We start from the raw sequence: 23,396 nt of genomic DNA, 5'->3' as shown, positions 1-23,396 counted from the left end.
GGGGCTCCCATCTTCGGGCAAGCTTCGCCGGTTCTTATGCCTCACCTTACGTGAACAGCTTGATGGACACTGATCATGAAACGCAAACCGGCTGACCTGACATTACGGGAAACGCTGCGCTGGGAACCTGCATCAGGCTTCAAACGGCTGGAGCAGCACCTGCGCCGCCTGCTGCGCTCTGCCGATGCACTGGGTTTCCGTGCACCGTCTGACGCGGCCAAGGCACTGAACGCGGCTGTCGGCGGCACCCAGCCGCTGACGGTGCGGGTGGTGATGAATTACAAGGGCGAGCTGGACGTAGCAGCGGAACCCTTCGTTCCGCTCTGCGACACCGCCGTCTGGCGGCTGAAGATCGCGGAAAAGACGCGTCTGGATTCAGCCGACACATTTTACCGGCACAAATCATCCCGCCGCGAGCCCTATGATGCCGCCCGCGCGGAATTTTCGACCGCAGAGGCCGATGAGGTACTGCTTTTGAACGAGCGCGGAGAAATCTGCGAGGGCTCGTCTACGAGCATCTTCGTGGAGTCAGCCGAAGGCGCGCTTCTGACGCCACCACTGGATAGCGGCATTCTGCCCGGTGTGCTCCGCGCCGACCTCATCCGCGAGCGCAGGGCACGGGGACAGTCCCTCAAGCCACAGGATCTTGCAGGTCGCAAGCTGTTTGTGGGCAATTCCCTGCACGGGCTGGTGGCTGCGGAATTGGTCTAAAGCCACTCCACCCGCGCACGTCCGTTCTGCTTTGCAGCATAAAGGGCACGGTCTGCCCGCTGGTAGAGGTCGGAAGCGGTTTCTCCGGGCTGATAAAGCGAAAGCCCGGCGGAGCAGCTGTAGGAAAAATCCGTTGCACCGGGAAACGGGCAGGATGCCCTGACTTTCTCCAGCAACCGTTCAACCATACCAGCGCATTCCGCCAAAGCCGTGCGCGGCATGATGAGCATGAACTCCTCGCCTCCCACGCGCCCGAAGCAATCGGCGCGGCGGATCGTTGAGTGAGCGATCTTCACGAAATCACGCAGAACCGTATCGCCTCCCTGATGGCCGAAGCGATCATTGATGACCTTGAAGAAATCGATGTCGATGACGCAGAGCCCAAAGGGTCCTTCTGCGCCCTTCTGGACTTTCTCCATCTGGGCATCGAGATTGGCAAAGACGAAGCGGCGGTTGGCGGTTCCGGTCAGTTCATCCGTTTGCGCAGCGCGCTGGGCAATGTCGCGGTCCTGGCGCAGGCTGCGCTGGTTTTGCCGAAGCGCCGTAATGTCGCTTCCTACACACAGCATCCAGCCATCATCCTGCACGGTCTCTGTCATCCAGATCCAGCGGCCGTCATGCATATCAAGTTCCAGCCCGCGAAAGGGCAGCTTGCCGCGCCGCGATTGCGCCGACAGAAACCACGCCTCGTAATCCGTCGTGGTGATGATAAGGCCCTTTTTATCATTGTAGTTCGACCGAAGAAGGTCGCCCCAGGCTGGAAAAGCATCACTGGCCAGATTGAAGGCTTCGCGGAAGGCACGGTTGGCATGGCGTAGCCTGTCATGAGTATCGAAAAGCGCGATAAACACAGGCGTCGCGTCCTGCAGGGCAATGACGCGTTCCATCAGACTATCCAGATTGGCAGTCTCTTGCCTCACGATTTTGCGTCCTCCCTCAAGCCGAACCATCCATTCGGCGTAGATGCATTATAACGTCTTGAATGAAAACGCGAAGTCTCAAGCCATACCTGTGATTTATGTCCGGAATGATGACGAACGCATGCGGTTCGGTTTACCCTTTCGTCAGCCTTCATACGCCCGTCATCCGGCTACCCTTTATTGTTACAAACTAATCATCTAGCTTAGGCCTTGTGTTCCAATAGGAAATTAAAGAATGACGGACGTTGAATACCCGATCCTTGGCGAAATTACCGGTCCCATTATCATGATCGGTTTCGGCTCTATCGGGCGCGGTACGCTTCCATTGATCGAGCGGCATTTCAAATTCGATCTCTCGCGCCTTGTCGTGATCGACCCCCGGGAAGACATTGCCGAATATCTGCAAAGCCGCAACATCCGCCATATCCGCGCACATCTGAGCCAAGACAATTACAAGGATGTGCTGAAACCTCTGATCAAGAATGTCGAGGGACAGGGTTTCTGCGTCAATCTGTCGGTCGATGCCTCCTCGGTGGATCTGATGAAGCTGTGCCGCAAATATGGCATGCTCTATATCGATACTGTCGTAGAACCCTGGCCGGGCTTCTACTTCGACACGGATGTGGATAATGCCGCCCGCACCAATTATGCGCTGCGCCAGACCATGCTGAGGGAAAAGGCGCGTCGCCCCGGCGGCACGACGGCTGTTTCCACCTGCGGTGCAAACCCGGGAATGGTCTCGTGGTTCGTCAAGCAGGCGCTGGTCAATCTGGCAAATGACACGGGCCTGGAATTCGACGAGCCTGAAGCCCACGACCGTGAAGGCTGGGCCAAGCTGATGCAGACGCTGGGCGTCAAGGGTGTGCACATTGCCGAGCGCGACACACAGCGCGCAAAGGATCCCAAGCCGTTCAACACCTTCTGGAACACATGGTCTGTCGAAGGCTTCATCGCCGAAGGCATGCAGCCTGCGGAACTGGGCTGGGGCAGCCACGAAAAATGGATGCCGAAAAACGCCAAGAAGCAGAAAAAGGGTAACAAGGCCGCCATCTTCCTCGATCAGCCCGGCGCTTCCACCCGCGTGCGCACATGGTGCCCGACGCTCGGGCCCCAATACGGCCTGCTGGTTACGCACAATGAGGCGATTTCCATCTCGGACTATTTCACGGTGCACGACAAGCGCGGCCATGTCGAGTTTCGCCCCACATGCCACTACGCCTACCATCCCTGCAATGATGCCGTGCTCTCGCTCTACGAAATGTTCGGCAATGGCGGCAACGCCCAGCCTGTGCAGCATGTGCTCACAGAAGCCGAACTGACCGATGGTTCTGACGAACTGGGTGTTCTCCTCTATGGTCACGAGAAGAACGCCTACTGGTATGGCTCGCGCCTGACGCTGGAAGAGGCGCGCAACCTTGCTCCCAACCAGAATGCTACCGGTCTTCAGGTATCCTCAGCCGTTCTCTCAGGCATGGTCTGGGCGCTGGAAAACCCTCAAGCGGGCATCGTTGAGGCCGATGAGGTAGACTATCGCCGTTGCCTCAATGTTCAGCGGCGCTATCTGGGGGCTGTGGAAGGTCACTACACGGACTGGACGCCCCTTGATGGCAGGCCGGGTCTTTTCCCTGACGATATCGACACGAACGACCCATGGCAGTTCCGCAATATTCTGGTGCGCGACTAGAAACCCCGCCCCACCTCAAGGTGCGGACTGGTGCTGGTTTGCAACGCTTGTCCTTTTGTGGAAGGCGTTGGGAACCAGCGCATGGAGGTGGCCGTTCGCTTGCAATATACTCAACTTCCATACATGGTCTGATTGATAGATCGGGAAGAATCGCAGGAGACTTAAGACATGAATTTCAAGACAGGCGCAGCCTTGGTTCTGGCCGCAATGGCAGCCGCTTCATGTTCTCCGACAGGTCCATCGCCTCGCCCCATGCCACCCGTCGCGGCGCAGGGTCCGGCCGTCGATGGTCGCTGGGTCGATAAGAACGGCATCGTTTCCACGTTCCAGGCGGGCGCGTTCTCCACTCGCTCCACAGACACCAACACGCTGCTGGCGTCGGGAACCTATGTCACCCTGTCGCCAACGCTTTATGAGATCAACATGACCTCGCTGGTGCGCAACACCCAGTCGCGCGTCAATTGCGCGCTCATCTCTCCGTCGCAGCTCAACTGCACGACGGATAGCAACAGCCAGTTTACGCTGACCCGCCAGGGCTGATCCGTTTCCAATATTTCTCTTCGGCGTTGATAGAACGCGCGCTTTAAGCGCGCGTTTTTATTTGCGCACACCTGTCACAATTCTGCTTGCAGCAGATGGCGCGAGATGAAAACATCATCGTTGAAAGACTGACACACTTTCACAATAGCTATGATGGCAGGGACGAGCCCTTCAGCATTTCGCTTTCAACAGGAGAGATACGATGAACAGGATTTTGAGATTCAGCCTGATGACCGCATCGGTCGTCGCGCTTTCGGCGGGGGCAGCGCTGGCTGACTATCAGCTCAATATTCTCCACATCAACGATCTGCATTCACGGATCGAGGCGATCAACAAGTCGGATTCGACCTGCTCCGCTGCGGAAGCTGGCAAGAACGAGTGCTTCGGCGGCATCGCCCGCGTCAAGAGCGCCATCGATGCCCGCCGCACCGAACTCGGCACCAATGCCAATGTGCTGGTGCTGGATGCTGGCGACCAGTTCCAGGGCTCGCTGTTCTACACCCGTTACAAGAGCGCGCCCATTGCCGAATTCATGAACGGCATCGGCTTCGATGCCATGGCTATCGGCAACCACGAATTCGATGACGGCCCGGCTGAGCTTCTGAAATTCATCAATGCGCTAAAGTTTCCCATCATCTCCGGCAACACGAAAATCGCCGATGGCTCCGAGCTGAAGGACAAGTTCAAGGGATACGTCATCAAGGAGATGGGTGGCCAGAAGGTCGCAATTGTTTCCGTTCTGGCAACCGACACGAACGAAACCTCATCACCCGGCGATAAGGTCACCTTTGACGACGAGATCAGCTATCTCAAGGGTGCCGTCAAGGAAATCCAGGATCAGGGTGTCAACAAGATCGTCCTTCTGTCCCATGTCGGCTACGTCAAGGATCAGGAAATCGCCCGTTCTGTTGATGGTATCGACGTGATCGTCGGCGGCCACAGCCACACATTGCTGTCCAGCACGGACCCGAAGGCGGCTGGCCCCTACCCGACGCTGGTCAAGGACCCAGCGGGCGTAGATGTTCCCATCGTCACGGCCTACGCCTATTCGAAGTTCCTCGGCGACCTCACCGTTACCTTTGATGACAATGGCGTGGTAAAGTCCACCGCTGGCGCACCAAAGCTGCTCGACGCATCGGTCACGCCGGATGAAGGCTTTACCAAGCGCGTGGCGGAACTCGCCGCTCCGCTGGAAGAGATGAAGCAGAAAGAGATCGGCGTTGCCGAAGCTGCCATCGACGGTTCCCGCGAAGTATGCCGCGCCAAGGAATGCAGCATGGGCAACTTGGTGTCCGACGCCCTGCTCGACCGCGTCAAGGATCAGGGTATCACGATTGCCATCCAGAACGGCGGCGGTCTGCGCGCCTCTATTGATGCCGGTCCAATCACCATGGGCGAAGTTCTAACGGTTCTGCCATTCCAGAACTCCGTTGCCACCTTCCAGATCAAGGGTGTCGATCTTGTGGCCGCTCTTGAAAATGGCGCAGGCCAGATCGAGGAAGGCGCCGGCCGCTTCGTGCAGACCGCTGGCCTGAAATATTCCTTCGATCGCTCCAAGCCCGCTGGCAGCCGCATCGTCTCCGTCGAGGTCAAGGAAGGCGACGCCTTCGTCAAGCTCGACCCTGAAAAGACCTATGGCGTGGTGACCAATAACTATACCCGCACCGGCGGCGATGGCTTCAAGACCTTCGCAACCAAGGCCATCAACCCTTACGACTTCGGACCAAGCCTTGAAGATGCCGTCGCCGCCTATATCGGCGCGCACAGCCCCTACAAGCCTTACACCGATGGCCGCGTGATGGATGTCACCCCTGCCGACTATGTGGCTCCACCAAAGGAAGCCAAGCCTGCAGCAGCCCCTGCCACAACGGCGCAGGCACCAGCAGCCACAACGCCTGCACCTGCCACCGCAACACCGCCAGCTGCAACCACTCCGGCACCAGCAGCAACCACAGCCGCTCCTGCCCCTATGGCACCTGCGACTGGAAAATATGTCGTGACCCGTGGTGATTCTCTCTGGAAGATCGCTGCCGAGAAATACGGCAATGGCACAGAGTGGAAGAAGATTGCTGACGCCAATGCGCTGAAGCGTCCGAACCACATCGAAATCGGCGAAGAACTGACCGTTCCGGCCAACTGATCCGACAATACCAAAATTGAAGCCGGTCCGCGCTGCGGGCCGGCTTTTCTATGTGCGTGAGAAGATCACGCGTTGAAATGTCACGTGCTGAACTCAAGATTTCAATTCAGATTGTGACATCGATGCTTTACAAGATGATCCAACACCATGGTCCTGCCGTATGGCTGATCAAACAATGCAGGTTCAGGACGATTTCATGATCGCAGATAACTCCACGGCTCAGACAGCACATTTCCCCGCAGACCATCCGAAGGTCGCCTTCGGCAAGGTTGGCGTGCTCCTCGTCAATCTCGGCACGCCAGATGGCACCGACTACAAATCCATGCGCCGTTATCTGGCGGAATTTTTGAGCGACAAGCGCGTGATCGAGTGGTCGCGCCTCTTCTGGTATCCCATTCTCTACGGCATCGTGCTGAACAAGCGTCCGCAGAAGGTGGGCAAGGCCTATGAGGAAATCTGGAACCACGAACTGAACGAGAGCTATCTGCGCACCTATACCCGCAACCAGGGTGAGGCACTGGCGAAGATGCTGACCGATCTGCCCAATGTGGTCGTCGATTGGGGCATGCGCTACGGCAAGCCGAGTATTGCCGAACGCATGGACGCGCTGAAGGCGCAAGGGTGTGAAAAAATCCTGCTGTTTCCGCTCTATCCGCAATTTGCGGCAGCAACGACTGCCACCGTCAACGACAAGGCTTTCGAATATCTGATGAAGCAGCGCTGGCAGCCAGCGCTCCGCACCGTGCCGCCCTATCACGACGACGATACCTATATCGATGCGCTGGCCAACTCCGTCAAATCCCATCTGGCGACGCTGGATTGGGAGCCGGAAAAGATCATCGCCTCCTTCCACGGCATTCCGCAGTCCTACTTCAAGAAAGGCGATCCCTATCATTGCCAATGCATGAAGACGGGTCGCCTACTGCGTGAAAAGCTGGGTCTGGATAAGGAGCGCTTCATGATCACCTTCCAGTCCCGTTTCGGGCCTGAAGAGTGGCTGCAGCCCTATACCGACAAGACGGTGGAGCGGCTGGCAAAAGAAGGCGTCAAGCGCATTGCCGTGATGAATCCGGGCTTCGTTTCCGACTGTCTGGAAACGCTGGAAGAAATTGCAGGCGAAGCGGGCGAGATTTTCCACCACAATGGCGGCGAGAAGTTTTCCCACATTCCGTGCCTGAATGACAGTTCTGAGGGTATGCGGGTTCTCGAGAAAGTTGTACGCAGGGAGTTGCAGGGCTGGGTGTGACCCCAGCCTCCGGTCTTTTGTTAACGCAACTCCGGACGCAAAACCGCGTTACACTTTTGCTGGAATTGCTCTGATACCAGCTAGCATATGAGGAAATGGCGATGTTTGATCTGGGTGGTTTCGATATTGTCGTGATCGTCGTTGTGGGGCTCGTCATTCTCACGCTGTTTGCAGGCATCAAGACGGTGCCGCAGGGCTATCGCTACACGGTGGAGCGCTTCGGTCGCTACACCCGCACCATGGAACCCGGCCTCAACATCCTCACGCCTTATATCGAGCGCGTCGGCGCGAAGTTGAACGTGATGGAGCAGGTGCTGGATATTCCCACGCAGGAAGTCATCACCAAGGATAATGCCAGCGTCTCGGCAGATGCCGTCGCCTTCTATCAGGTGCTGAACGCCGCCCAGGCGGCTTACCAGATCACGGATCTGCAATCTGCCATCCAGAACCTCACCATGACCAACATCCGCTCTGTCATGGGCTCGATGGATCTGGATGAGCTTCTGTCGAACCGCGATGCCATCAATGACCGCCTGTTGCGCGTGGTGGATGAAGCCGTGGGCCCATGGGGTATCAAGGTCACCCGCATCGAAATCAAGGATATCGCGCCGCCGAAGGATCTGGTGGATTCCATGGCCCGGCAGATGAAGGCCGAGCGTGAGAAGCGCGCGCAGGTGCTGGAAGCCGAGGGCTCGCGCGCTGCGCAAATTCTTCGCGCCGAAGGCGCCAAGCAATCCGCCATTCTCGAGGCCGAGGGCCAGCGCGAAGCAGCCTTCCGCGATGCCGAAGCGCGTGAGCGTCTGGCAGAAGCAGAAGCCAACGCCACCCGCATGGTCTCGGAAGCCATCGCTGCTGGTGATATCCACGCCATCAACTACTTCATCGCCCAGAAATACACCGAAGCGATGACCGCCATTGGCACAGCCAAGAACTCCAAGATCGTGCTGATGCCGATGGAGGCCTCCGCGCTGATCGGCTCTCTCGGCGGCATCGGTGCCATTGCCAAAGAGGTTTTCGGACGCGACAGCGATGCACAGTCCACGTCCGATACAGCCGCCTCGCCCAAACAGCGCAGCTCCGTTCCATCAACGTCCAGCCGACCGCCGGCCCAGACCATCAACGTGACCATCCCCAACAACCCATTCGGCCCTTCCACGGAGCGTTGAGATGATAGCCAGGCTCGTCACCGATCTCGGCCCATGGAGTTGGTGGATACTCGCCGCCCTCCTGCTGGCCGCAGAACTCGTCGCCCCCGGCGTGTTCCTCATCTGGATCGGTGCGGCAGCCCTCGTCATCGGCGTGGTGTCACTTGCGCTCTGGGATACGGCTCTCTGGAGCTGGCATGTGCAACTGCTCCTGTTTGCCCTGCTCTCCATCGCCTTCGCGCTCCTTGGCCGCCGCTATTACGGCCGCAACCACGCCAAAACCGATGAGCCCTTCCTCAACCAACGCGAAGCCAGCCTCATCGGCCGTACCGCCACCCTGCAAGAACCCATCGCAGAAAGCCGAGGCCGCATCCGGCTTGATGACACCTGGTGGCCCGTCCAAGGCACCGACCTCCCCGCTGGCACCCGCGTGCGCATAGCGTCCGCCCACGGGCGGACATTGGTGGTGGAGAAAATTGAGGGTTGAGGGACCAAGGTAATTACAACATTAGCAACTTCTGCTTCGTCCAATACCGCATGCCCAATGACTTCGAAGTTCCAGTCACGTATTGCGATCAACAAATCACTAATTACAAATCACAGTATTTCCGACACTGTTGCAGATTGCCCCACTCTCCCGACGCGCTTGCATTCTGTTTCGGACTGATACTTCTCGAAGCGCTTCCTGCTGTGTGCACTGTTCCATTTCCGCAGTCTGGAGCTTCACACCTTGATCCATACAGCGTTTTACCAACTGTCCTGCGAGGTCACGACGCTCTGTGTAACTCATCTCCTGTACGGGTTTTCCGACGCAGGCTGCCAACACCGACAACGAACAAACAAGCAGAATTTTGATCATGTAGTCCTCATGAGCTGGTCGGCAAAGAAAATTTGACGGCGGATGGATTCAACTTCGCAAACGAACCGTGCCCCCAATTTGGCGCGCTAGAATCATAGTACTTTAATGCGACTGTTTATATCTGGCAGTATATAGACGACATAGCTCTGTCGCCGCGAGTATAGCCCCGGCGGGCGCTTCGGACTCTTCGTCAGTCGCACGTGCCGACGACACGTCTTCGAGCTTGAACAGCCGCCAACCTTGGGGATCATCACTATTGCTGCCCCCACTCACTTGCCAGACGCGCATGATGCTACCCCCGTCTTTCGTGACGCCGACAGCGTGGACCTCCACCACGCGGACATATCCGTCATATCGAAGTTCTAGTCGCTTTTTCGAGGCCAAGGCCCCGCATGCGATATTATGTATCATCTCGTCCCCCAATGAGTACGGACGATCAAGCAATTCATTCAGGAAGTCTACATTAGATTTTTACATTGAAGCATTACTCACGTGACACGACAGCTTCGCAAAACCTAATAGAACCAACTACCCGATATCGGGAATTTCGCCGTGCTGGTAGATAATCACCGGAGGGCCGTATTCGCCCATGTCGGGGTCTGCATCGCGCGCCCAGGCCAGGACACCGTCATACTGGCTCGCCAGGGCCTTCCCCTCACGCACGGCTCGCTCTTCGGTCGGCATTTGCCTTGGCTCGAATGCCTCGACCATGTTGCCCTCGTCGTCGGCCTTGTAGGCGGCGAGAACGATCAGTTTGATTTTAGCCATGGCGCTGTTCCTTGTGCGGATAGAGGCCACCTATACCACAGGTAAAAAGCAAGGGTGATGATTGTGTCAGGCCTGAAGGTTTAATGCTGGTGAAAACGCCCGAACTCGTATCAACGCGCCCAAAACCAAAAAAGGCTTCCGGTTTCCCGAAAGCCTTTTTGAAACTGGATGGTGGGCGTGACAGGGATTGAACCTGTGACCCCTACGATGTCAACGTAGTGCTCTCCCGCTGAGCTACACGCCCTCCGTTGCGGCGCATAAATCACGAAACTGGATGAAGCGTCAACTGCTTTTTTTCAGTTTTGTGAAAGGTTTATGCGAAGCCTTATGCCACAAGGAGTTTGTTCACTTCGTCGACCAGGTCGCGAAGGTGAAATGGCTTGGAAAGGACCTTTGCGTCCTTGGGTGCTTTCGAATCAGCGTTGAGCGCAACGGCTGCAAAACCGGTGATGAACATGACCTTGAGGTCAGGGTCGAGTTCGGTTGCGCGGCGGGCAAGCTCGATCCCGTCCATTTCCGGCATCACGATGTCGGTCAGGAGAAGCGAGAAAGGCTCCTCACGAAGCCGGTCATAGGCGCTTGCGCCGTTATCGAAGGAGGAAACCTTGTAGCCGGCTTTCTCAAGCGCCTTCACGAGAAAGCGGCGCATATCATTGTCATCTTCTGCGAGAAGAATTTTCTGTACCATTTAAATGACCGTAGCTTCTGGATTTCTGGGAATACCTTACCCTGATCATACCGCATGTTCAGTAAATATGATGTGAACGGCAGAATCGTGGCTTGGACGACTGATGCACAGTATGGACTTGCTCTGCCTTAACTGGCAACATGAAGCTTCTGGCAGAATTATGACATGGTAAACGGGGCGGAATGGACTGGGTAACGGGCGAGTACGAACTCTTCGAAGTGCACGAACCGGCCGTTCACAGCATTCCGTTTGTATTCAACTCTCCCCATAGCGGCCGCTGCTACCCCATTTCCTTCCTCGAATCATCCCGCCTCGATGCTTATGAGATCCGCCGCTCGGAAGATCATTTCGTCGATGAGCTGTTTTCAGGCGCGGTCGATCTCGGCGCGCCCATGCTCAAGGCCAATTTTCCCCGCGCCTTTCTGGACGTGAACCGCGAGCCCTACGAGCTTGATCCGCGCATGTTCGATGGCCCACTGCCCTCCTATGCCAATATCGGCTCCATGCGCGTCGCAGGCGGACTTGGCACGGTGCCACGCATCGTGGCCGAGAATATGGATATCTATGCGCGCCGCCTCACCGTCGATGAGGGAATCGAGCGCATCGAGAGCATCTACAAGCCCTATCACGCCTGCCTGCGGAAGCTGGTGTCACGCACCCACGCCAATTTTGGCATGGCGGTGCTGATCGATTGCCACTCCATGCCGGGCAATATCCGGCTTGCCAATTCCAATGTCCGCCCTGACATCATCATCGGCGACCGCTTCGGCACCAGCGCGTCTGCCGAAATTTCCCGCGCCGCTCTCTATGTTCTGGAAGAGCTGGGCTTCACCGCCGTGTGCAACAAGCCCTATGCTGGCGGCTTCATCACCGAACATTACGGACGCCCCGTTCGCTCACTGCATGCCTTGCAGATCGAGGTTAGCCGGTCGCTTTATGTGGACGAGAAGACGCTCGTGAAAACACCGGACTTTTTCGCGGTGCAGGCGGCGCTCGACAGCTTCATGCGCCAGATGGCGATGTTCGTGTCCGAATACGCCATCGACATGGCATTCGCCGCCGAATAGGCCGCAGCCCGACCCTCCAACGATGACAACCGCCGTGACACGGCCAAAAAAAACCGCGCCTCGGCGCGGTCAAGTCTAGGGAGGAAACACCCAAGGAGGGTATTTACAGTCAAAGACTGTGAGGAGACATTAGCAAGAAATGCACAATTGTCAAGCATATTTTAATTTGCTCATATTTTGTGCTTATTTATGCGGCTTTGCCATTATTTTAGGCCTCAACGCACAAGGCGCGTGCACAGCGTGGTTTCAACCTCTGTGGACGAAGCGGGCCTGCCGGGTTATGCAATGGGCCAATTGCTTTCATTACCGAGGAAAATGATGCTGCCAGATCGCGAATTCTTCTTTCGTCTTGCCGATGCCGCCAAGGCAGAGACCCTGCCCCGGTTTCGCACCGGCATCGCCGTCGCCAACAAGCAGGATGGCGGCTATGACCCGGTGACAGAGGGCGATCAGGCAGCCGAAACAGCGATCCGCAGCCTAATCACAGAGCGCTTTCCGGACCACGGCATTCTGGGCGAAGAGCATGGCAGCGTCGGCACGGACCGGGAGCATGTCTGGGTCATCGACCCGATCGATGGCACCCGCGCCTTCATTTCCGGCCTGCCCGTCTGGGGAACATTGATCGGCTTTCAGTCTTCCGGTCGCGCCGTCATGGGCGTCATGGATCAACCCTTCACCGGCGAGCGGTATTTTGCCGATGGCGAGAACGCATGGTACTTCGGCCCCGGCGGCGACAGGCAGATCAAGACACGCGCCTGCGAGACCCTTTCGGACGCCATCCTCTTCACCACATCGCCGCATATTTTCACACCGGATGAAGCGAAGCGTTATGGCGCGGTTGAAGAACAAGTCCGCCTGTTCCGCTATGGCGTGGATTGCTATGCCTACGCCCTGCTCGCCGGTGGTCATGTCGATCTCGTCATTGAATCGGGCCTGAAACCCTACGATGTCGGCGCGCTCATTCCCATCATCGAACAGGCAGGCGGCATCATCACCAATTGGGATGGCGGAAGGCCGGAAGGCGCAGGCCGCATCATCGCCGCCGGAAACAGGGCTGTGCATGAACAGGCACTGGCACTGCTGGCCGGAGCCTGAGTCCCAGACAACACCCTTCATCCGCAATTGATGCGATGCGCGCAAGAGTTGCCTTTTGCGCATCGTTTCCAATCATCTGCATGTTGCTATCGCAAATCAGCACTACAGTATAGAAGGGAATTGACAGAGCCGTTAACCTTTGATTAACCATACTGCGGCACTCTAGCGTTGTACTCTTTCATCATAATGTACTTAACAAAGCGAGGATCGCTATGGCATATGACTGGAGTGGGAATACCGTTAAAGAAAAACGCGAAAACTGGCTGGTCGTCGCTGTCGTCACCGTCCTTGCGCTTTTACTCATCACCGCCATGGCACCACTGGGCACCACAAATGTGGCCGCACCGAAACTGGTCGATTCCACAGCCAAAGCCGTCAAATCGACGCCGCTGAAACTCTAGCTCGTTTCTATCACTGCACATATCGGCAGTTTGCCACCTGCGGCATGGCGCTCTCGGTAATGATGCGAAGCCTTGATAGCCGTTCAAAGACAGGCCCGGCCAGATATCCACTGCAATAGCCTGCAATGTCGCAAACCTGTAATGTTGTAACTCTAGGTTAGAATGGCTCCAGACTAGGGGCGCGTTTTAACAAAGAGGCTAACCGATGAACGAGCACTGTCCCCAGAAGATATTCCCGACTACCCAGCTAGAAGACGCAGATGGTGACGGCCACAACGCAAGTGCCAACCCCACAATGGGCGAAATCATCAGCCAGCGCTTCTCACGTCGCAATTTTCTGCAGGGCTCGCTTGCCGTATCGGCAATTGCCGCGACCATCAGCCCTGTTGCCCTGATGACCGCCGATGAAGCCCGCGCCCAGAGCAAGGGCGGCTCCGCCTTCAATTTCACCGAGGTGGAAGCTGGCGTCGATGCCACCCACCACGTGGCAGAAGGCTATGACGCCGATATCCTGCTGCGCTGGGGCGATGCGGTGCTGCCAGGCGCGCCCGAATTCGATCCGACCAAACAGACCGCTGAGGCCCAGAGCAAGCAGTTTGGCTACAATAACGACTATGTCGGCTTCATTCCGCTCGACGGGTCGAGCGAGCACGGCCTGCTCGTCGTCAATCACGAATACACCAACCCTCATTTGATGTTCCCGGGCCTCGTCAAGGTCGTGGATGGCAAGATCAAGCAGGGCGCGCTCAGCAAGGAGCAGGTGGATGTCGAAATGGCAGCCCATGGCGGCACCATTGTTGAAATCCGCAAGGTCGATGGCAAGTGGAAGGTCGTGACTGACGGTAAGTACAACCGCCGCATCACCACCAACACGCCTATGGAAATCACCGGCCCCGCAGCAGGTCATGATCGCCTGAAAACATCGGCAGACGCCACAGGCACCCGCGCCATTGGCACCCTGAACAACTGTGCCGGCGGCGTAACGCCCTGGGGCACATACATCATGGCGGAAGAAAACTTCCACGGCTACTTCTCCGGCAAACTGCCTGAAGGCCACAAGGAAGCCGCCAACTACAAGCGTTATGGCGTGCCGGAAGGCGGCTATGAGTGGGGCAATTTCTACGACCGCTTCGATCTTTCGAAAGAGCCGAACGAGCCGAACCGCTTCGGCTGGATTGTCGAAGTCGATGCCATGGACCCAACGTCTACGCCGAAAAAGCGCACCTCACTCGGTCGCACAAAGCATGAGGGTGCCGAATCGATCGTTGCCAAGAACGGCAAGGTCGTCTTCTATCTCGGTGATGACGAACGCTTCGACTATGTCTACAAGTTCGTGACCGAAGGTACGTTCAACCCGAACGACCGTGCGGCCAACATGAACCTGCTGGACAAGGGAACGCTTCACGTTGCCAAGTTCAACGAAGACGGCACCATGCAGTGGCTGCCTTTGATCCATGGTCAGGGCCCCCTCACCGCTGAAAACGGCTTCGCCAGCCAGGCCGATGTTCTGATCGAATGCCGCCGTGCAGGCGACGTGCTGGGCGCCACCAAGATGGACCGCCCCGAAGACGTTCAGCCGAACGGCGTCAACGGCAAGGTCTACGTCATGCTGACCAACAACACCAAGCGCAAGGCAGATCAGGTCAATGCGGCCAACCCGCGCGCAGAAAACGCCTTTGGCCACATCATCGAGATTGCCGAAAACGACGGCGATTTCACTGCCACCTCTGGCAAGTGGGAAGTGCTTCTGAAGTGCGGCGATCCTTCCGTTGCAGCTGTTGGCGCGACCTTCTCCACCGAGACGACCAAGAATGGCTGGTTCGGCATGCCAGACAATTGTGCAGTCGATGCTGCCGGTCGTCTCTGGGTCTCGACAGACGGCAACAACAACAAGCAGACCGGCCGCACCGACGGTCTCTGGGCCGTCGATACGGAAGGCGAAGCCCGCGCCACCTCGAAGCTGTTCTTCCGCGTCCCCGTTGGCGCTGAAATGTGCGGCCCGCTCTTTACGCCTGATGACGAAACCGCCTTCGTGGCTGTTCAGCATCCGGGTGATGGCGGCGAAGACTGGTCCGGCCATGGCCGCCCGTCCTATTACGAAGATCTTTCCACGCGCTGGCCGGATTTCAAGGACAACATGCCGGTTCGCCCGGCCGTCGTTGCAATCACCAAGGCCGGCGGCGGCAAGATCGCCGTCTGATGACATTGGCAGCGGAGTGAAAGCTCAATTGCGAAACAATAAAGGCCGGGGCGATACCATCGCCCCGGCCTCTTCAATTGCGTAAAAGGGAAAGGCGACCTGCCGCCCGGCACTCTCTAGGTTTTGATCAGGTCCAGATGCACGACACGCGGTTCCAGCACCTGCATGATGGCGTCGGAGCGGCCAATGTACACAATGGCCGTGTCCGTCATTCCGGCCAGCACCGCTGTCAGCCGGTCCACGGTTTCGGTCTCCAGACCTTCGAGAAGATCATCGATAAACAGCCAGCGCGGCTTCAGCATCAGCGCATTGGCAACCCGCACACAGGCCTGCTCATCTGAATCGAATGTCTTGTCCCAGCGAACATGATCTCCCATACGCGGAATGATGTGGCTGAGGCCGCATTTTTCCATGGCATCCAGAAACTCCTGTTCCCGAAATTTCTGCGGGCTGCGCGGATAGCAGAGTATCTCGCGCAAGGGGGCGGCGGGCAAATAGCCGTGCTGGGCAATGAAAAGCGATTCCTCACGCGGCGGCATGGTGATGGTGCCGCGCCCCCATGGCCACAGACCGGCAAGGGCAGCGAAGAACAGGCGCCGGTTCACGCCCTGATCGCCGTTGACCATCAACCGGTCTCCGACATTGATTTCAACAGGCGCTTCGCGCAGGCGGAAAATGCGCGACAGATCCAACCCACCGGCCTCCGGCGAGATTTCGACCGATTTCAACAGAACGGGACCCGTTGTGGTCCTCTCGATTTCGATGGCATTGCCGTGGCGCTCCACACTGTCCATCTGGATCAATGCGTTGCGAAACACCGACACGCGCTGCAAATTGGCCTTCCAGGAAGCGATGGGGCCGAAATTGTCGATGTACCAGCGCAGGGCCACATTGACCTGGTTGAAGGCGCCAACCGCCATCATCAAGCCGCCGAAGCTCAGGTTTCCGGAAAAATAGACCGGTGCCGCAATGAGGATCGGCGCAACGATGGCAAGCCAGCCATATCCTGAGGAAACCCATGTGAGATGGGTCAGCGCCATGGCGAGGCCACGGATAACACCCAGCACGGCATTGATGTCTTCGCCGATGCGGTGACGTTCGTTCTTTTCGCCGCGCGCAAGCGTGATAGCAGTCACGTTTTCGCTGGCCCGCATCAGGGAGAAGCGCAATTCCGCTTCCTTGGAGTAGCGTTCCGCATTCAGCGGCACCAGCCGGTAGCCCACAAGGTTGCTGAGAAACGATGCAGAGCCCGCGTAGATCAGCGCTGCCCACACCATGTAGCCCGGAATTTCCACCATCTTGCCGCCGATTTCGATGGCAAAGCCAGCCGACAGCCCCCAGAGCACGCCAATGAAACTGACGAGAATAATGGTGGCATTGACCAGCCCGATGGCAAGGGCGGTGCTGCTTTCGGCCAGATTGCGCACATCGTCATGCAGGCGCTGATCCGGGTTCACAGCAATCGCACCGAAGCCGGCAAGGCGCGCTGCGCGGCCGGGCTTGAACCATTGGTCAACCATGTCCTTGGCCAGACCCTCGCGCATGTTCAGCGCCGTCATCTGGTTCAGCCACGTCTGGAACACGTTGAGCAGCAGCAGAGTGCCCGCAATGACGACAAAGACTTTCAGCTCATCGAGAAAGGCGGCGAGATCGCGTCGCTCCAGCGCGTTGTAAAACGGCGCATTCCATTGGTTCAGCCTCACCTGGCCATAGGCCGTGACAAGAATGATCGTTAGCAAGGCCGCCATGAGAAGAAGAAGCCTGCCGCGCACCGGCGATGTCCAAAAAGCACTGCCCATCATCTTCAATTGCGATTTGAAATCCAGATCGAACGAGGGTGGGACCACGGTTTCGGTGGACGGATTACCTTGCGCCATCAGTACCTTGCCATTTCCATGATTTTGTAAATTGTGGAACTTTTGTTAAGCCGTCGAATATCATTGCATGTCGTCACAGCAATAGCATGACGGCAAAGCTTGTCCACTTCCCAACAAACACCGGAAAAGCGCTGAGGCGGCGCAATGCGTGACGGCGGGCAAAACGTCCTTGCTTTATTTGCGTGCATTGCACAAAGTCGCAGCAATAAGAGTTCATTGGGAAACCCGGCTGCGCTGTCGGGGATATCAAAATGGACAATCAAAGAGGGGCGGCACCATCCGCGCAAACCGGAAAAACCGGGCAAGGGCCAGTATGTCGATCAAAGCAAGCATCTATCATCTGACGCATTACAAATATGACAGTCCAATCCGCCTTGGACCGCAGATCATCAGATTAAAGCCTGCGCCGCATTCTCGCACCAAGGTCATCAGCCACTCGTTGAAGGTCACGCCAGCCAATCACTTCGTGAACCTGCAACAGGACCCCTACGGCAACTTCCTCGCCCGTTTCGTCTTCCCTGATCCGGTGACCGAATTCAGGATCGAGGTCGATCTCGTCGCGGACATGACGGTCTATAATCCATTCGATTTCTTCGTCGAGGAAAGCGCTACCTACTGGCCTTTCGAATATCCCGAAACATTGAAGGCCGATCTTTCGATCTACCAGACGCCGGAACCGACAGGCCCGCTTCTGGCAGACTATCTGAAAACCCTCGACTGGACCGAGGGACAGCCGACGGTCGATATGGTCGTGGGTCTGAACGCCCGCCTGCAACGCGATATCGGCTATGTCATTCGCATGGAAACCGGTGTGCAGACACCGGAAGAAACGCTTGGAACAGCCAAGGGCTCATGCCGCGACACAAGCTGGCTTCTGGTGCAGATCCTGCGCCATCTGGGCTTCGCGGCGCGTTTCGTCTCAGGCTACCTCATCCAGTTGACGCCGGACCTCAAAGCACTCGATGGCCCATCGGGAACGGAAGTGGATTTCACAGATCTTCACGCCTGGGCGGAAGTCTATCTTCCGGGTGCTGGCTGGGTGGGTCTTGACCCAACGTCTGGCCTTCTGACCGGCGAAAGCCATGTGCCGCTGGCCGCAACGCCGCATTTCAGCAATGCCGCCCCCATTTCCGGCGGTTACTACGGCGAAGCCAACACGGAATTCGCCTTCGACATGAAGGTCACACGCGTGGCCGAGCATCCGCGCATCACCAAGCCCTTTTCCGACGAAAGCTGGGATCGCCTCAATGCGCTGGGCGAACAGGTGGACAAGGTTCTGGCTGAACAGGACGTGCGCCTCACCATGGGCGGCGAACCGACCTTCGTCTCCATCGATGATTTCGAATCCGGCGAATGGAACACCGACGCCGTCGGCCCCACCAAGCGCGAAAAGGCCGACGTGCTGATCCGCAAGCTGCGGGAACGCTTCGCGCCCAACGGCTTCCTGCATTACGGTCAGGGCAAGTGGTATCCCGGCGAAAGCCTGCCGCGCTGGACCTTTTCGCTCTATTGGCGCAAGGACGGCAAGCCCGTCTGGCACAATCCCGATCTGGTCGCGCGCGAAGGTGCCGATACCGGCGTGACATCGGAAGATGCTGAAAAGCTGCTGACCACCATCGCCTCAAACATCGGCATCGCACCTGAACTGGTGCTGCCCGCTTACGAAGATCCGGCGGAATGGCTGGTCAAGGAAGGCAATCTTCCTGACAATGTCGATCCATCCAATTCCAAGCTTGAAGACCCGGAAGAGCGCAACCGTATCGCCCGCGTGTTCGAGCGTGGCCTGACGACGCCCACGGGCTATGTTCTGCCGGTGCAGGCCTGGAACGCCAAGGCGACATCGGAAAAACGATGGATGAGCGAGAAATGGAAGACAAGGCGCGGCCGCATCTTCCTTGTGCCGGGTGATAGCCCGGTCGGGTATCGCATTCCGCTTGGCACCCTGCCCCATGTGCCGCCGTCGAAATATCCCTATATCCACCCGGCTGACCCTTCGGTGCCGCGCGGACCCTTGCCGGACACAGTCGCGCCCTCTGCACGGGCTTTGCCGGAAGCGTCATTCCAGGCCTCTGACAGCGCAACGCAGGAGCGCATCGAGCAATCCATCAGCGATATCAACGGTGAAGTCCGCACCGCCATGTCCGTGGAAGCGCGGGACGGACGCCTCTGCGTCTTCATGCCACCGGTGGAACGCATCGAGGACTATCTCGATCTGGTGGCCGCAGCCGAGGCAGCCGCGACCGATCTTGGCCTGCCCGTGCATATCGAAGGCTATACGCCACCCCATGACGAGCGGATGAATGTCATCCGCGTCGCGCCCGATCCCGGTGTCATCGAGGTCAATATTCACCCAGCGGAAAGCTGGAAGGATTGCGTCGATATCACCTCGGCCGTCTATGAGGACGCACGCCAGACACGGTTGGGTGCAGACAAGTTCATGATCGACGGTCGCCACACCGGCACCGGCGGCGGCAACCATGTGGTGGTGGGCGGGGCAAATCCTGAAAACAGCCCGTTCCTTCGCCGTCCGGACCTGTTGAAAAGCCTTGTGCTGCATTGGCAGCGCCATCCTTCGCTGTCCTACCTGTTCTCAGGCCTCTTCATCGGCCCGACAAGCCAGGCGCCGCGTATCGATGAAGCCCGTCATGACAGCATGTACGAGCTTGAAATCGCCATGGCGCAGGTGCCGATGCCGGGTGAAGGCGCGCCGCCTCTGCCCTGGCTGGTGGACCGCCTGTTCCGCAACCTGCTGACTGATGTCACCGGCAACACGCACCGCTCCGAAATCTGCATCGACAAGCTGTTTTCACCGGATGGCCCGACAGGCCGCCTCGGCCTTGTCGAATTCCGCGGCTTTGAAATGCCGCCGAATGCCCGCATGTCGCTGGCCCAGCAATTGCTGGTGCGCGCCCTCATCGCACGCTTCTGGAAAAACCCGTCGAGCGGACGTTTCGTGCGCTGGGGCACGGCGCTAGCGGACCGCTTCATGCTGCCCCATTACATCTGGGCAGATTTCCTCGATGTTCTGGCGGACCTCAAGGAAAACGGCTTTGATGTGAAGCCGGAATGGTTCACGGCACAGCTGGAATTCCGCTTCCCCTTCTTTGGTGAAGTTGAATATGAAGGCTCCAAGCTCGAGCTCCGTCAGGCGCTGGAACCTTGGCATGTGATGGGCGAACAGGGTGCCATTGGCGGCACGGTTCGCTATGTCGATTCCTCGGTGGAGCGTTTGCAGGTCCGGCTGGAAACCTCCAATCCATCCCGCTACACGGTGGCGTGCAACGGCCGTGCCGTGCCGATGAAGCAGACAGATGTTTCCGGCGTGTCTGTCGCGGGCGTTCGCTTCAAGGCGTGGCAGCCCGCTCAGGGGCTACATCCCGCTCTGCCAGTCAACACTCCGTTGACCTTCGACATATATGATACATGGTCGAACCGATCGATCGGTGGCTGCATCTATCATGTTGCCCATCCCGGTGGGCGCACCTATGAGACGTTCCCCATCAACGGCAATGAGGCAGAAGCCAGACGGCTTGCCCGTTTCGAACCGTGGGGACATACGGCCGGGCACTATCCTTTGTGGCCGGAAGCGGCGTCGCCGGAATTTCCGTTGACGCTTGATTTGAGACGCCCGCAGGGAGTGTGAGTTGGCAAAGACACCGGCAAGACAACGGATAGAGGCAAAACCCGGCATGGAAACCATGCTGGGCTACGAGTCCTTGCCCGGCATTGCTGATGAAATGCTCGATATCCACGGTCGCATTCGCCCGGTCTGGCAGACATTCGTCAATGCGCTGTCGCATATGAGCGAACGCGAGCTGCATGAGCGTTTTGCCCGCACAGACCGTTACCTGCGCGATGCCGGTGTGTTTTACCGTGATTACAGCGCTCAAGGAAACAGCGAACGCAACTGGCCCATCTCCCATATTCCCGTCCTCATCGATGAGAAGGAATGGGAGGCTGTCACGCGCGGCATCGTCCAACGCGCCAATCTGCTGGAAAACGTGGTTGCGGATTTCTACGGTGAGAACCGGCTTGTGCAGCAGGGCTATGTGCCGCCTGCGCTCATCGCCTCCAACCCGGAATATCTGCGGGCCATGGCGGGCGTCAAACCGGCAAACGGCCACTATCTGCATTTCTGCTCGTTCGAAATCGGCCGTGGACCGGATGGCAACTGGTGGGTGCTGGCAGATCGCACGCAGGCCCCTTCAGGCGCTGGCTTTGCGCTGGAAAACCGCGTCGCCACCACCCGCGCCTTTTCCGATATCTATGCCGAATCCCACGTCCACCGCCTAGCATCCTTCTTCGGCGGGTTTCGCGATACGCTGCAATCCCATCGCCAGCACCCGGATGAGCGCATTGCGGTCTTAACGCCCGGACCTGCCAGCGAAACCTATTTCGAACACGCCTATATCGCGCGCTATCTCGGCTTCATGCTGCTGGAAGGCGAAGACCTGACTGTTGTCAACAACCGCGTCATGGTGCGCACGGTGGCGGGTCTCAAACCCATCGGCGTGTTGTGGCGGCGGCTTGATGCCTCCTATACAGACCCGCTGGAGCTGGACCAGAACTCCCATATCGGCACGCCCGGCATGGTGCAGGCGCTGCGGTCCGGCTCTCTCAGCATCGTCAATGCGCTGGGCTCCGGCATTCTGGAAACCCGCGCGCTGCTCGCCTTTCTGCCCGCCATCTGCCGAAACATGCTGGGCGAAGACCTCGCCATGCCGTCGATTGCGACATGGTGGTGCGGCCAGCCTTCCGAGCGGGAGCATGTGGCACGCAATATAGAGCGCATGGTTATCGGCCCGGCCTATTCGCGCCTGCCCTTCTTCGATGATAACGGCCAGTCGGTTCTCGGCTCGTCGCTGCGCGAAACGGCCAAGGATTCGATCGGTGACTGGCTGGCCAGCGACGGCAACAAGCTGGTTGGCCAGGAGGCGGTCACGCTCTCCACCACACCGGCCTATGTCGATGGCAAGCTGGTGCCGCGCCCCATGAGCCTGCGCGTTTTTGCAGCCCGCACGCAGGATGGCTGGCAGGTCATGCCGGGCGGTTTCGCCCGCATCGGTCGCAGCAATGATACGGCGGCCATTGCCATGCAGGCTGGCGGCAGCGCTGCCGATGTGTGGATCGTCTCGAACAAACCGGTGGAACGAACAACGCTTCTGCCCGCCGAAGAAGACTTCATCCGCAACATGCCGGGCAGCCTGCCCAGCCGTGCGGCAGACAATCTCTTCTGGCTTGGCCGCTATATCGAGCGGGCCGAAGGGGCGCTTCGCATTCTTCGTGCATGGCACGCCCGCTTTGCCGAGTCGGCAGACCCGAAGCAGCCGCTGCTCGCCCACGTCACAGAATATCTCGAAACTATAGATATCGATGTCGAAGTCGCCGTTCCGGCAAGCCTCATCGCCAATCTCAACAGCGCGATCTATTCCGCCAGCAATATCCGCGACCGCTTCTCCCCGGATGGCTGGCTGGCATTGAACGATCTCGCCAAAACCGCGCGCCGCTTCCAGAGCAAGGTCGCAGCCGGTGATGACGCCACCCACGCCATGACGGTGCTTTTGCGCAAGCTGGCGGGCTTTGCCGGTCTGGTGCATGAAAACATGTATCGTTTTACCGGCTGGCGGTTCCTCTCCATTGGCCGTTATCTTGAGCGCGGGCTACATCTCACACGGCTTCTCGGCCATATGAGCGGGCCGGATGCGCCTGACGGGTCCTATGACATGCTGCTGGAAATCGGCGATAGCGTCATGACCCATCGCCGCCGCTACAATGTGAACACCGCCGCGCTGACAGTGATGGACCTGCTCGGCCTTGATCCGCTCAATCCGCGCTCCATCCTGTTCCAGCTCAACGAGATCCGCACCGAGGTCGAGCAACTACCCAATGCCTTCGTCAATGGCCAGATGTCGCCCTTCTACCGCGAAGTCATGCGCATCCATTCTGGCCTTGCCGTGCTGACGCCGGAAAACCTGTCGCCCGCTGTCTTCCGGCAGCTGGAGCAGGATCTCGAACATCTTTCGGACCTTCTGGCCCAGACATATCTCGGATAATC

The 23,396-nt window shown here is 58.1% G+C and carries 17 protein-coding genes and 1 tRNA gene; 13 read left to right on the top strand and 5 right to left on the bottom strand.

Annotation, left to right across the window (positions count from 1 at the left end; translation table 11 throughout):
* Window positions 1–75 precede the first annotated feature (75 nt).
* Window positions 76–711, top strand: a complete 636-nt coding sequence (locus tag ACQZ51_RS06150; RefSeq protein WP_448776026.1) for an aminotransferase class IV family protein — start codon at window positions 76–78, stop codon at window positions 709–711.
* Here ACQZ51_RS06150 and ACQZ51_RS06145 read toward each other — a convergent pair.
* A complete protein-coding gene (locus tag ACQZ51_RS06145; RefSeq protein WP_448776598.1) occupies window positions 708–1,610 on the bottom strand; it encodes a diguanylate cyclase in 903 nt (300 codons plus the stop codon). The two genes, ACQZ51_RS06150 and ACQZ51_RS06145, sit on opposite strands and share 4 nt — an antisense overlap.
* Window positions 1,611–1,866: 256 nt before the next feature.
* Between ACQZ51_RS06145 and ACQZ51_RS06140 the strand changes: the two genes are divergently transcribed.
* From ACQZ51_RS06140 to ACQZ51_RS06115, 6 genes are all read left to right on the top strand, one after another.
* Window positions 1,867–3,315 (top strand): homospermidine synthase, encoded by a 1,449-nt coding sequence (locus tag ACQZ51_RS06140; protein WP_448776024.1) that lies wholly within the window; start codon window positions 1,867–1,869, stop codon window positions 3,313–3,315.
* A gap of 168 nt (window positions 3,316–3,483) precedes the next feature.
* Window positions 3,484–3,855 carry an outer membrane lipoprotein Omp10 gene (gene omp10, locus ACQZ51_RS06135; RefSeq protein ID WP_042617592.1) on the top strand — a complete coding sequence of 124 codons (372 nt, stop codon included), beginning with the start codon at window positions 3,484–3,486 and terminating at the stop codon, window positions 3,853–3,855.
* A 202-nt stretch (window positions 3,856–4,057) separates the two neighbouring features.
* Window positions 4,058–5,995 (top strand): 5'-nucleotidase C-terminal domain-containing protein, encoded by a 1,938-nt coding sequence (locus ACQZ51_RS06130; RefSeq protein ID WP_448776022.1) that lies wholly within the window; start codon window positions 4,058–4,060, stop codon window positions 5,993–5,995.
* Between the two features lie 196 nt (window positions 5,996–6,191).
* On the top strand, window positions 6,192–7,241 hold the full coding sequence (hemH, locus tag ACQZ51_RS06125) for a ferrochelatase (RefSeq protein ID WP_448776596.1): 1,050 nt from the start codon (window positions 6,192–6,194) through the stop codon (window positions 7,239–7,241).
* A gap of 101 nt (window positions 7,242–7,342) precedes the next feature.
* On the top strand, window positions 7,343–8,407 hold the full coding sequence (locus ACQZ51_RS06120; RefSeq protein WP_448776020.1) for an SPFH domain-containing protein: 1,065 nt from the start codon (window positions 7,343–7,345) through the stop codon (window positions 8,405–8,407).
* Between the two features lies 1 nt (window position 8,408).
* On the top strand, window positions 8,409–8,873 hold the full coding sequence (locus ACQZ51_RS06115; protein ID WP_448776018.1) for an NfeD family protein: 465 nt from the start codon (window positions 8,409–8,411) through the stop codon (window positions 8,871–8,873).
* 900 nt (window positions 8,874–9,773) lie between these two features.
* Here the strand turns inward: ACQZ51_RS06115 and ACQZ51_RS06110 are convergent.
* The 3 genes from ACQZ51_RS06110 to cpdR all read right to left on the bottom strand — a co-directional run bounded on the left by ACQZ51_RS06110 (window position 9,774) and on the right by cpdR (window position 10,701).
* Entirely contained in the window at window positions 9,774–10,013 is a 240-nt protein-coding gene (locus tag ACQZ51_RS06110) for a hypothetical protein (protein ID WP_042617596.1), read from the bottom strand.
* A gap of 169 nt (window positions 10,014–10,182) precedes the next feature.
* Window positions 10,183–10,257: transfer RNA gene (locus ACQZ51_RS06105), tRNA-Val, on the bottom strand.
* Between the two features lie 81 nt (window positions 10,258–10,338).
* On the bottom strand, window positions 10,339–10,701 hold the full coding sequence (gene cpdR, locus ACQZ51_RS06100) for a cell cycle two-component system response regulator CpdR (RefSeq protein WP_027675545.1): 363 nt from the start codon (window positions 10,699–10,701) through the stop codon (window positions 10,339–10,341).
* A gap of 182 nt (window positions 10,702–10,883) precedes the next feature.
* Here cpdR and ACQZ51_RS06095 point away from each other — a divergent pair, with 182 nt between their 5' ends.
* The 4 genes from ACQZ51_RS06095 (at window position 10,884) to ACQZ51_RS06080 (ending at window position 15,464) form a co-directional block, all read left to right on the top strand.
* Entirely contained in the window at window positions 10,884–11,768 is an 885-nt protein-coding gene (locus tag ACQZ51_RS06095; protein ID WP_042617597.1) for an N-formylglutamate amidohydrolase, read from the top strand.
* 318 nt (window positions 11,769–12,086) lie between these two features.
* The gene (hisN, locus tag ACQZ51_RS06090) at window positions 12,087–12,863 is read left to right on the top strand and encodes a histidinol-phosphatase (RefSeq protein WP_448776594.1); all 777 of its coding nucleotides are present in this window, start codon (window positions 12,087–12,089) and stop codon (window positions 12,861–12,863) included.
* Between the two features lie 212 nt (window positions 12,864–13,075).
* Window positions 13,076–13,264, top strand: a complete 189-nt coding sequence (locus ACQZ51_RS06085) for a hypothetical protein (RefSeq protein WP_448776016.1) — start codon at window positions 13,076–13,078, stop codon at window positions 13,262–13,264.
* Between the two features lie 205 nt (window positions 13,265–13,469).
* A complete protein-coding gene (locus tag ACQZ51_RS06080) occupies window positions 13,470–15,464 on the top strand; it encodes a PhoX family protein (protein ID WP_448776015.1) in 1,995 nt (664 codons plus the stop codon).
* A 116-nt stretch (window positions 15,465–15,580) separates the two neighbouring features.
* Here ACQZ51_RS06080 and ACQZ51_RS06075 read toward each other — a convergent pair whose 3' ends face one another.
* A complete protein-coding gene (locus tag ACQZ51_RS06075; protein WP_448776013.1) occupies window positions 15,581–17,341 on the bottom strand; it encodes an ABC transporter ATP-binding protein/permease in 1,761 nt (586 codons plus the stop codon).
* A 313-nt stretch (window positions 17,342–17,654) separates the two neighbouring features.
* Between ACQZ51_RS06075 and ACQZ51_RS06070 the strand changes: the two genes are divergently transcribed.
* Window positions 17,655–20,984, top strand: a complete 3,330-nt coding sequence (locus tag ACQZ51_RS06070; protein ID WP_448776011.1) for a transglutaminase family protein — start codon at window positions 17,655–17,657, stop codon at window positions 20,982–20,984.
* A 1-nt stretch (window position 20,985) separates the two neighbouring features.
* Window positions 20,986–23,394: a circularly permuted type 2 ATP-grasp protein gene (locus ACQZ51_RS06065; protein WP_448776010.1), complete on the top strand. Its 2,409-nt coding sequence runs from the start codon at window positions 20,986–20,988 to the stop codon at window positions 23,392–23,394.
* Window positions 23,395–23,396 lie beyond the last annotated feature (2 nt).

This window comes from Agrobacterium sp. CG674, from assembly GCF_053521645.1.
This window is presented reverse-complemented; position numbering and strand designations above follow the sequence as displayed.

Coding starts and splice junctions, on each gene's coding strand:
- hisN (WP_448776594.1), top strand. CDS start 12,087: ATGCTGCCAGATCGCGAATTCTTCTTTCGTCTTGCCGATGCCGCCAAG.
- ACQZ51_RS06115 (WP_448776018.1), top strand. CDS start 8,409: ATGATAGCCAGGCTCGTCACCGATCTCGGCCCATGGAGTTGGTGGATA.
- ACQZ51_RS06130 (WP_448776022.1), top strand. CDS start 4,058: ATGAACAGGATTTTGAGATTCAGCCTGATGACCGCATCGGTCGTCGCG.
- ACQZ51_RS06150 (WP_448776026.1), top strand. CDS start 76: ATGAAACGCAAACCGGCTGACCTGACATTACGGGAAACGCTGCGCTGG.
- ACQZ51_RS06120 (WP_448776020.1), top strand. CDS start 7,343: ATGTTTGATCTGGGTGGTTTCGATATTGTCGTGATCGTCGTTGTGGGG.
- ACQZ51_RS06085 (WP_448776016.1), top strand. CDS start 13,076: ATGGCATATGACTGGAGTGGGAATACCGTTAAAGAAAAACGCGAAAAC.
- hemH (WP_448776596.1), top strand. CDS start 6,192: ATGATCGCAGATAACTCCACGGCTCAGACAGCACATTTCCCCGCAGAC.
- omp10 (WP_042617592.1), top strand. CDS start 3,484: ATGAATTTCAAGACAGGCGCAGCCTTGGTTCTGGCCGCAATGGCAGCC.
- ACQZ51_RS06080 (WP_448776015.1), top strand. CDS start 13,470: ATGAACGAGCACTGTCCCCAGAAGATATTCCCGACTACCCAGCTAGAA.
- cpdR (WP_027675545.1), bottom strand. CDS start 10,701: ATGGTACAGAAAATTCTTCTCGCAGAAGATGACAATGATATGCGCCGC.
- ACQZ51_RS06095 (WP_042617597.1), top strand. CDS start 10,884: ATGGACTGGGTAACGGGCGAGTACGAACTCTTCGAAGTGCACGAACCG.
- ACQZ51_RS06140 (WP_448776024.1), top strand. CDS start 1,867: ATGACGGACGTTGAATACCCGATCCTTGGCGAAATTACCGGTCCCATT.
- ACQZ51_RS06070 (WP_448776011.1), top strand. CDS start 17,655: ATGTCGATCAAAGCAAGCATCTATCATCTGACGCATTACAAATATGAC.
- ACQZ51_RS06110 (WP_042617596.1), bottom strand. CDS start 10,013: ATGGCTAAAATCAAACTGATCGTTCTCGCCGCCTACAAGGCCGACGAC.
- ACQZ51_RS06075 (WP_448776013.1), bottom strand. CDS start 17,341: ATGGCGCAAGGTAATCCGTCCACCGAAACCGTGGTCCCACCCTCGTTC.